Below are 10,395 nucleotides of genomic sequence, written 5' to 3'. Positions count from 1 at the left end.
TCTCGCCGGCCCAGGCCTCGTCGAGCTGCTTGTGGAACATCTCGATACCCGTGACCGTGGTCTTCTGCGTCGGGCGGATGCCGACGATCTCGACCTCGGAGTTGATCGCGAGGGTGCCGCGCTCGGCGCGACCCGTGACGACCGTTCCACGACCGGTGATGGTGAAGACGTCCTCGATGGGCATGAGGAACGGCTTGTCCTTGTCACGCACCGGGTCGGGGATGGACTCGTCGACGGCCTCCATGAGCTCGACGATCGAGTTGACCCACTGCTCGTCGCCCTCGAGAGCCTTGAGGCCCGAGACGCGCACGACGGGGGCGTTGTCGCCGTCGAAGTCCTGCGAGGACAGGAGCTCGCGAACCTCGAGCTCGACGAGCTCCAGGATCTCCTCGTCGTCGACCATGTCGCTCTTGTTCAGCGCGACGAGCAGGTAGGGCACGCCGACCTGCTTGGCGAGCAGAACGTGCTCACGGGTCTGAGCCATCGGGCCGTCGGTGGCGGCGACCACGAGGATCGCGCCGTCCATCTGAGCGGCACCGGTGATCATGTTCTTGATGTAGTCGGCGTGACCGGGCGCGTCGACGTGAGCGTAGTGACGCTTCGGGGTCTCGTACTCGACGTGCGAGATGTTGATGGTGATACCGCGCTGACGCTCTTCCGGCGCCGAGTCGATCGACGCGAAGTCACGCTGGACGTTGGTGGCCGACGGGAACTTGTCGGCGAGCACCTTCGAGATGGCAGCGGTGAGCGTGGTCTTGCCGTGGTCGACGTGACCGATCGTTCCGATGTTCACGTGCGGCTTGGTCCGCTCGAACTTGGCCTTAGCCACTGGGTCCTCCTCAGGACGTTCAATGCAGAGTGACGGGCGCTGGATTGCGACCGGTTCTCTACGGGGATGGTTCTCAGGTTACTAGAGAGTCGGTATTGAGTTTGAGCGGATGCCGGGAACCCGGCCGGGGCGCGGGCCCCCGGCATCCACGAGAGCGGTGTTACTCGCCCTTGTTCTTCTGGATGATCTCGTCGGCGACGGCCTTCGGCACGTCGGCGTAGCTGTCGAACTCCATCGAGTAGACCGCACGACCCGAGGTCTTCGAGCGCAGGTCACCGATGTAGCCGAACATCTCCGAGAGCGGGACGTTGGCGCGGACGACCTTCACGCCGGCCGCGTCCTCCATCGACTGGATCTGGCCACGACGCGAGTTCAGGTCGCCGATGACGTCGCCCATGTACTCCTCGGGAGTACGCACCTCGACGGCCATGATCGGCTCGAGGATGGTGGGGTTCGCCTTGCGGACGGCCTCCTTGAAGCCCATCGAACCGGCGATCTTGAACGCCATTTCGGACGAGTCGACATCGTGCGAGGCACCGTCGAGCAGGATCGCCTTGACGCCCACCATGGGGTAGCCGGCGAGGACACCGACGTTCATGGCGTCCTGGAAGCCCTGGTCGGTCGGCGCGATGTACTCGCGCGGGATACGACCACCGGTGACCTTGTTCTCGAACTCGTAGGTCTTGTCGGCCGTGACCTCGAGGGGCTCGAGCGCGAACTGGATCTTCGCGAACTGACCCGAACCACCGGTCTGCTTCTTGTGGGTGTAGTCGTGACGGTCGACCGACTTGCGGATCGTCTCGCGGTACGCCACCTGGGGCTTGCCGACGTTGGCCTCGACCTTGAACTCGCGCTTCATGCGGTCCACGAGGATGTCGAGGTGCAGCTCGCCCATGCCCTTGATGACGGTCTGACCGGTCTCCGAGTTCTGCTCGACGCGGAACGTCGGGTCTTCCTCGGCGAGCTTCTGGATGGCGACACCCAGCTTCTCCTGGTCGGCCTTGGTCTTGGGCTCGATCGCGACCTCGATGACCGGCTCCGGGAACGTCATCGACTCGAGGACGACCTGGTTCGACGGGTCGCTCAGGGTGTCACCGGTCGTGGTGTCCTTCAGACCGATGACGGCGTAGATGTGACCGGCGGTCACGGAGTCGACCGGCATCTCCTTGTTGGCGTGCATCTGGAAGATCTTCCCGATGCGCTCCTTCTTGCCCTTGGTCGCGTTGACGACCTGGGCACCGGAGTCGAGGTGACCCGAGTAGACGCGGATGTAGGTGAGGCGACCGAAGAACGGGTGCGTCACGATCTTGAACGCCAGGGCCGCGAAGGGCTCCTCGCGGTCGGCGTGGCGCTCGATGACGACCTCTTCGTCCTTGGGGTCGTGGGCCTCGATGGCCGGCACGTCCAGGGGCGAGGGGAGGTAGTCGACGACCGCGTCGAGCATCGGCTGGACACCGCGGTTCTTGAAGGCCGAACCGCAGAGCACGGGGTAGAGCTCGGACGCGATGGTCAGCTTGCGGATCGCACCCTTGATCTCGGCGACCGTGAGCTCCTCGCCACCGAAGTACTTCTCGAGCAGCGCGTCGTCGGACTCGGCGACGGTCTCGAGCAGCTTGTGGCGGTACTCGGCGGCCTTGTCGGCGAGGTCGGCCGGGATCTCCTGGATCTCGTACTTCGCACCCATGGTCACGTCACCCTTGGCGTCACCGGGCCACACCAGTGCGCGCATCTCGACGAGGTCGATGACGCCGACGAAGTCGTTCTCGGCACCGATGGGGAGCTGGATGACGAGGGGCTTGGCCTTCAGTCGGTTCACGATGGTGTCGACCGTGAAGTAGAAGTCCGCGCCCAGCTTGTCCATCTTGTTGACGAAGCAGATACGGGGGACGTCGTACTTGTCGGCCTGACGCCACACCGTCTCGGACTGGGGCTCGACGCCCTCCTTGCCGTCGAAGACGGCGACGGCACCGTCGAGCACGCGCAGCGAACGCTCGACCTCGACCGTGAAGTCGACGTGTCCGGGGGTGTCGATGATGTTGATCTGGTTCTTGTCCCAGAAGCAGGTGACGGCGGCGGAGGTGATCGTGATGCCACGCTCCTGCTCCTGCTCCATCCAGTCGGTGGTGGCCGCACCATCGTGCGTCTCACCGATCTTGTGGTTGACGCCCGTGTAGAACAGGATGCGCTCGGTCGTCGTCGTCTTGCCGGCATCGATGTGCGCCATGATGCCGATGTTGCGGACCTTGTGGAGGTCGGTGAGCACGTCTTGTGCCACGGGGGTCTTCCTTACCTGTTGGGAGGTTGATGCCGGGCCCTTCGGAGGGACCGCGACCGGGGTTCGGTCACGGCCCCTCCGCGGGTGTTACCAGCGGTAGTGCGCGAAGGCGCGGTTCGACTCGGCCATCTTGTGGGTGTCTTCACGGCGCTTGACCGCGGCACCGAGGCCGTTCGAGGCGTCGAGGATCTCGTTCTGCAGACGCTCGGTCATCGTCTTCTCACGACGACCCTTGGCGTAGCTCACGAGCCAGCGCAGCGCGAGGGTGTTCGCGCGGTGCGGCTTGACCTCGACCGGAACCTGGTAGGTCGAGCCACCGACGCGGCGGCTCTTGACCTCGAGGGTGGGGCGCACGTTGTCGAGCGCCTTCTTCAGGGTGGCGACGGCGTCCTGGCTGTTCTTCGCCTCGACACCACGGAGGGCGTCGTAGACGATCGACTCGGCCAGCGACTTCTTGCCGTCGACGAGGATCTTGTTGACCAGCTGCGTGACGACGGGAGCGCCGTACACCGGGTCGTTGACGACGGGACGCTTCGGGGCGGGACCCTTACGAGGCATGGTTCTCAGCCCTTCTTCGCGCCGTAGCGGCTACGAGCCTGCTTACGGTTCTTGACAGCCTGGGTGTCGAGCGCACCGCGGACGATCTTGTAACGGACACCGGGGAGGTCCTTCACACGACCACCGCGGACGAGCACGAGCGAGTGCTCCTGCAGGTTGTGGCCCTCACCGGGGATGTAGGCCGTGACCTCGGTGCCGTTGCGCAGCTTCACGCGGGCGACCTTGCGCATCGCCGAGTTCGGCTTCTTGGGGGTCGTCGTGTACACGCGGGTGCACACGCCGGCCTGCTGGGGGTTCGACTTCAGCGCGGGAGCCTTGGTCTTCGAGACCTTCGGCGAGCGGCCCTTGCGAACCAACTGCTGAATGGTTGGCACGTTCTCTCCTTGTTTGTGCTGCACGGTGACAGCGTCGTGTCTCCCCCGACTCGGCGCGGATCTTGCGATTCGTGACGTGTCGGGCTCACGTGTGATCCACCGCGCGCCAGAATGATCGGGCGCGATTGTGGTGGATATGCCGTGGGGGTGACCTGTTCGCAGGCCCTTCCCTGAGATGGTGCGAGCGTTGTTCCGTGCAGCGGACCCGAAGGCATGACGCACGGCGCGCGTGAACGCACACCCGCTCAATGATACGCGTCCGGGAGGATGCGGGCAAACGTGCGCTGCGCGATGCTCAGCCCATCAGCAGGAACAGCGTGATCGTCGCCCCGGCGACCACCACGAGGACCGCGGCGGCGAGGATCACGCCACGGATCCGAGCCCTTCGCGCCGTGCGCGGCCGCACCACGGCGGCATCCGGCGCATCGATCGGACGTGCGGGCGGCACGGCCCGGGTGACGCGGATCGCCTCGTCCGCACGCGGACGGTACAGCGCGTGATCGGCGTCGGGCACGCGCGCTCGACGGGGCGCCGGCACGGGATCGCCCGAGGGGATGTCGAGCGCCTCGAGGCGCCCGCGGGAGCGGGCACGCCGCGTGCCCGCGGCGGTGTCGCCGGTGCGGGCCTCGTCATCGGCGTCCACGGGGGTGGCCGGTGAGGGGCCGTCGCCGCGCCGCCGACCGGGGGCGGTGGTCTCGTCGACCGGCGGAGCATCCGCGGGCTCGGACCGATCTCGCGTCACCCGGACGGTCTCGTCGGCAGGGGCGTCCGCCGGTCCGGGTCCGCGGTCGGCGTCCGGCCGATCGCGCCGCACACGGACCGTGTCGTCGGTCGGTTCCTCACGCTCCACGCGGACGGTGTCGTCGACGGGAGCATCGCGGACGACGCGGACCGTGTCGTCTACGACCGCGGGCCGGGACGAGATCGCGGTGTCGCCGTCGATGTCGTCCGGGTCCTCGGGGGCGGGCGGGGTCGGCCAGGCGCGCAGCCGGCCCGCCCAGAGGGTGACCTCGTCCGGATCGTCGGGGACGTCGTAGGGCCCGCTCACGGTTCCCTCCTCGTCAGGCGCACCTCCGCGTCACCGAGGAAGAACCGCTCGCCCGCCTCGATCTCCTCGCCGGGAGGCGCCTCGACCTCGGTCCCCATGAGCGTGGCGAACAGCACGCCGTTGGTGGAGTCGAGGTCGGTGACGAACCAGGTCTCACCGCGCAGCTGAAGGCGCGCATGCGTCTTCGAGACGGTGCGGGTCTCGTCGACGATCGGCACGAGCTGCGCGTCGGGGTGGGTCGCGTCCGGGCTGGGTCGACGTCCCAGGATCACCACGTCGGAGGTCAGGTCGACCGGGACGCCGTTCGGCGGCACCAGGGCCCACGGGATCCGACGGCGCCGGGTGACCACGGTGCGGTCGAGGGCGTCGAAGTCCGCGTCGTCGGGCTCCGCGGGGAACTCCGGCTGCGTGTACAGCGCCGACACCGACGTGCGCGCCGATCTCGGTGCCCCCGCGTGGGGGGCGTCCGGGACGGCGGACACCGCCTCCGAGAGCTCGGGGAACTCCTCGCCCGGCCCCCCGTCCGTCGGCGCGGGCACGGCGGACACGGGGACGTCGACCGGAGCCGGGCGAGTGAGCGGCTCGTCCGCGATCGCGTCGGTCTCGACGGCCGCAGCCGCCGGAGCGCGCCACGGCTCGGGGTCGTCTGACCGACCTTCGACGGCTGCGTCCTGTCCCTCGGCCGGAGCGCGCAGAGCCGCGAGCGCCTCGGACACCGAGGCGCGGGCGTCCTCGGGATCGTGGGCCCGCGGGACGTCCGACGGCTCGGCCGCGGCGGCCGGCGGCGCGAACGCGGGTGCCCCGGGGAGCGTCGGGGGCGTCCAGTCCGTGGGCGGCGGCGGCGCATCGGCGAGCGACGGGGAGACGGCGGAGAACGGCAGCGCGATCGGCTCGGACATCGGCTGCGCGACCGGCGCGTCCTCTCGCTCCGCGGCATCCGCGGTCGCCGGAGGTGCGGGCGTCCATCCGCCCACGAGCGGGACGTAGGGACCGGCGAAGTCCTGGCCGCGACGCACCGGGGCGGAGTTCTCGTCGACGCCACCGGACCGGCGCACCCCCGGGGCCGCCCCCGTCCACCGCGCGGAGCCGAATCCCAGGATGCTCGCCCACACCACGGTCACAAGCGCCCCGAGGACGGTCATCCCCGCGCCGCGGTCGAAACCACGGTTGACGCGATGCACCGCCACGATGAAGACCACCGCGAACGCCAGCGCACCGAAGAACGGGATGAGGATCAGCAGGACGAGCCACGGCGAGAACCCGCCGAGCTTCAGTACCGCCCCCAGGTTGACGAACGGCACCCACGCCTTCCACGTCGACTCCCCCGTCTTCGCGAAGACGGCGGCCAGAGCCAGCGAGTACCAGACGTACAGGATCACGAAGAGGAGCAGCGTCAGCGCCCCCAGGATCACACCCGTGGAATCGTTCATCTCGTCTCGCGCCGCCCGGCGGGCGGGCGCTTCCCCCTCTCGTCGCGGTGCGGCGGCCGTCGGCGCATCGGGCTCGGGGCGAAGAACCGCAGGAACGATCTCAACGATACGGCCGCGCGGACGCGGCGCCACCAGCCGCGCTGACGCGTCAGCACGCGGCGATCCTCCTCGACGATGCGCCAGAAGTCCTCCGCCTCGTCGGCGGTCACGGTGCGCGACGAGAAGACGGCGCGGTCCGCCTCATCGGCGAGGCGCAGCCCCGACGGCGTGGCGAAGGCTTCGGCCACCTCGCGGCGGGTCGAGGACCGTAGCGGATCGCGGCCGGCATCCACTCCGGCATCCACGTATTCGTCCCACCCGCCGGAGATCGACACCCGCGGATCCGGGTCGCGGCGACGGCTGCGACGTCGAAGGGCCTTGGCCACCACGACGGCGAGGAAGGGACCGAACAGGACCAGGACGACCAGAAGCCCGATCCCGGCGATCCGCAGGATCGGCCACAACCACGCGAGATCGAGCCCGTCGTCGTCCTGGGCGTCGTCGGTGAGGGCGTTGTCCTCCTGCACGGGGTCGGGAGGAACGACCTCGTCGACGGTGTCGGGGCGCACCTCGGTGACGTTCTCGGGGTCGCGCTGCTGCGTCACCTCGAGACTGGGGGACAGTTCCCACTGCGGGGTCACGTCGATCGCCGCCCAACGCCCGTCGACGTCGCGCACCTCGGTCCAGGCGCTCAGGTCGCGTGCACGGCACTCGCCGGCCTCGCACGTCGCCACCCCGGGATCGCTCGAGCTCAGCCGCGTGCCGACCACGACGCGCGCGGGATAGCCGAGCTCCCCCGCGATGAGCGCAACGGCCACGGCGAACTGCTCGTCGTCCCCGACCGCGGCGACGTAGTTGCCGGTCGACTGCGCGCGCGGGTCGTCCTCGCGTTCGAGCAGTCGCTGGAACATCGTCTCGATACGGGCCAGCGAGTGCCCCGACGCGCTGGGCTGCAACTGGTAGCCGGCGAGGTCCGTCGTCCATTTCGGCAGCGGTGCGCCCGCGGCGGGAGCGAGCCCGTGGCTCAGGTAGCCGCGATCGCGGAGGAGGCGGACCAGCGCCACCAGATCCGCCCCCGAATCGCCCGTGGCGTGCTCGTCGACCCATCGCCGGAGATTCTCGCCCCCGGTGACGCCATCGTCGACCCCGGACGCCGTGAACGTCGCGGGATCGACGTCGGTCGGCTCCACCGCGGAGATCTCGTACGCGTCGCCCGGGAGCAGCCCTCCGTCGGCGATCTGCACACCGGCCTCGGCATCCGCGCTGTAGTAGAAGCGGTCGGCGAGCGCGTTGCGGCGGTCGCCCTCGAACGTCGCCGAGACGAGTCCCCCGGCGGTCGGCATCCAGATCCCGCCGAGGTCGTCGATCCGGATGTCGGCCTCCACCGCACGGCCGGCGCCGGCCGGCAGGCTCGCCGGAACCCGCACGAATGCGCCCTGCCGCGCCCCGGAGGATCGATAGACCTCACCGTCGTACATGTCCAGGGTCGCCACCCGGATACGCTCGGGCGCGGTGCCGGTGCTGTCGACGCGGAACAGCACGTCCTCGTCGCGGGCGTCGGAGAACATCGCCCGGTACTCCGACAGCGGGCTCACGGCCTCGGCGATCTGCCGCTCGGGCCCCGCCGCCGATCGCAGCACGCGGCGATCGGCATCCCTCGCCGCCCAGGGCACGACCGCTACTGCGGCCACGACGGCGACGACGACCATCCCCGCGCCCAGTGCCGCACGCCGCCGATCGGTGCGCGACCGACGGCGAGGCTGCGCGACCGCACCGCTCTCACTCGCACGGCGGAGCGCGCGCACGCGCTCGTCGCGCGTGCGCCACGCGAGCCACAGCACCGCCGAGAGGACGGCCGCCACTCCGACACCCGTCTCGACGGGCGCCGCGAGCGCCAGCGGACCGATCGTCAGGGGGGCACTCGTCGACGTGCGGCCGAAGAACAGTCCGAATCCGCTCATCGCGAGGCCGCTCACGACGGCGATCGGGGCGAGCCGATCGGCGCGGAGCGCGAGCCCGAGGGTCGCCGCCGCCCCCACCAGGAAGACCAGGAGGGCCGGCACCAACAGGTTGCGGTAGTCGCCGACCGGAAGTTCGACGGTGACGAGGTCCTTCCACCCCAGCACGACGCCGGCGAACGCCTCGCCGAGCCCGCGGAGGATCTCGAGGGGGCCGCCCAGACGCGACGGCACGGCGAGCGGCACCGCGAGCACGGCGAACGCCCCGGCGATCAGGGCGGCGGTGGCCCATCCACCCCACCGGCGCCACGCACTCAGCCCCACGAGCCCGACCGACACCGGTACCGCGACCACCACGAGGACGAGCAGCGAGGGCGAGGCGTACACCGGCCACGCCGCGACGGTCGCGAGGACGGCGGACACGGCCGTGAACACCAGGGCCGCGAGGACGCGCACGCGTCGGGCCGGATCCACGCGGCGCGTCGGCGCGCTCACGAGGTCGCCCCCCGCACGAGCAGACCCGCGAGATCGTCGAGCGTCCCGATCGTCAGGACCGTGAGCCCCGCGATGCTGCGCATGCGCGGGTGCGCCCGTTCGTCGCACACGACGGCGGCGACCGCGGTGTCGGCGGGGAAGGCGAGTGCCGCCTGGCGCAGCCGCCCGACGGACACGGCCGAGCCGACGACCACGAACGCGATGGACAGTCTCTCGTTCGCCTCGGATGCCAGTCGGCAGACGTCCTCGACCGGCATCGTGTTCTCGTGGTGGGCGATCGCGCTGAAACCGTCGAGCATCGCGCGCGGCGTCACCGTGGGGACGTGTCGGATGGCGCGCAGACGCCCCTGCACGACCCGCGGGATCTCGGTCCCGGTCACCACGTCGATGTCCCGCGCATCGCGGACGGCGCGCAGGCCCAGCGAGGCGGCGGCCGAGACGGCCAGCTCGTACTCGTCGGCATCCGCGTACTCCTGCGTGGCCGCGGCGAGCACGACCGCCATCCGCGAGCGGCGCGACTCCTCGTACTGGCGCACCATCAATCGGCCCGTCTTGGCCGTCGACTTCCAGTGCACCTGGCGCCGGGAATCGCCGGGAACGTATTCGCGGATCGCGTGGAACGACATGTCGGCGTCGACGAGCCGCCGGGTGGCGTTGCCCTCGAGGTCGCGGATCAGGCCGGCGCTCGTGGAGGGAAGCCCCACGGTGCGCGGGTGCACGTGGAGATCGTGCACGTCGTCGAACGCGTGCTCGCGGCGCAGCAGACCCACCGGGTCGCTGCGCACCGTCGTGACGGGGCCGATGCGCACCACCCCGCGGGGAAGCGGCGGGATCTCCAGCGGTTCGGTCACGCCGTGCCCGGGCCGCAGCAGCGGGACGGCGAACTCAACCAGCCCCCGACCGACGGGGATGTCCAGGCGCCCGGGGAGCGCCGGCCTTCCGCTGTCGTTCCGCACGGCGATCTCACCGGTGACGCCCTGCCCGGCGACGACCCGCTCGTGGGTGAGGGAGAGGTCGACGTCGTACGCCCGCGCCCCGAAGAGGAACGGGACGCTCATGAGCAGCAGCAGCAGCGCGACGGACCCGGCGACCATCCATTCCACCCAGCCGAAGACGAGGCCCAGCGCCAGACCCGCGGTCGCCGCGACCGCCACGACGGCGCCCGCCGGACGCACCGTGCGACCCGCCCATCGCACCGCCGTCGCCCCGGCGTCCACGACCGTGCGCCACACCTCGGCGGCGCGGACCGCCGCGCGCACCAGCCGACGGGTGCGACGGGTCGACGTGGAGGTGATCGAGGTGCGCGAGCCCGTGCCCATCGTGCCGGCGGACGTACGCGTCAGCCGCGATTCGGTCAGGTTCACGTCGGGCACGACGTCACCCCTCGCG

General features: G+C 70.3%; 8 protein-coding genes. All 8 read right to left on the bottom strand.

Features of this window, described 5'->3' with window-relative positions; translation table 11 throughout:
* A partial coding sequence (locus BGO45_RS15575) for an elongation factor Tu (RefSeq protein WP_292695925.1) occupies positions 1-829 on the bottom strand: 829 nt, incomplete at its 3' end.
* Between the two features lie 160 nt (positions 830-989).
* Positions 990-3,104, bottom strand: a complete 2,115-nt coding sequence (fusA, locus tag BGO45_RS15570) for an elongation factor G (protein WP_292695922.1) — start codon at positions 3,102-3,104, stop codon at positions 990-992.
* 87 nt (positions 3,105-3,191) lie between these two features.
* Complete coding sequence (gene rpsG, locus BGO45_RS15565; RefSeq protein WP_022878284.1) at positions 3,192-3,662, bottom strand: 30S ribosomal protein S7; 471 nt, start codon at positions 3,660-3,662, stop codon at positions 3,192-3,194.
* A gap of 5 nt (positions 3,663-3,667) precedes the next feature.
* Positions 3,668-4,036 (bottom strand): 30S ribosomal protein S12, encoded by a 369-nt coding sequence (gene rpsL, locus BGO45_RS15560; RefSeq protein ID WP_013584051.1) that lies wholly within the window; start codon positions 4,034-4,036, stop codon positions 3,668-3,670.
* 295 nt (positions 4,037-4,331) lie between these two features.
* Positions 4,332-5,084: a hypothetical protein gene (locus BGO45_RS15555; RefSeq protein ID WP_292695896.1), complete on the bottom strand. Its 753-nt coding sequence runs from the start codon at positions 5,082-5,084 to the stop codon at positions 4,332-4,334.
* Complete coding sequence (locus BGO45_RS15550) at positions 5,081-6,514, bottom strand: DUF5684 domain-containing protein (protein WP_292695894.1); 1,434 nt, start codon at positions 6,512-6,514, stop codon at positions 5,081-5,083. Before BGO45_RS15550 ends, BGO45_RS15555 begins: the two co-directional genes overlap by 4 nt.
* Positions 6,511-9,006, bottom strand: coding sequence for a transglutaminase domain-containing protein (locus tag BGO45_RS15545; protein WP_292695892.1), 2,496 nt, complete (start codon positions 9,004-9,006; stop codon positions 6,511-6,513). Before BGO45_RS15545 ends, BGO45_RS15550 begins: the two co-directional genes overlap by 4 nt.
* Positions 9,003-10,379 carry a DUF58 domain-containing protein gene (locus tag BGO45_RS15540; protein ID WP_366515013.1) on the bottom strand — a complete coding sequence of 459 codons (1,377 nt, stop codon included), beginning with the start codon at positions 10,377-10,379 and terminating at the stop codon, positions 9,003-9,005. The genes BGO45_RS15545 and BGO45_RS15540 overlap by 4 nt, the downstream gene beginning before the upstream one ends.
* Positions 10,380-10,395: the final 16 nt, after the last annotated feature.

This window comes from Microbacterium sp. 71-36, assembly GCF_001898305.1.
Lineage (GTDB): Bacteria > Actinomycetota > Actinomycetes > Actinomycetales > Microbacteriaceae > Microbacterium.
The sequence above is the reverse complement of the archived record's forward strand: the minus strand, read 5'-3'. Positions and strand labels throughout refer to the sequence as shown.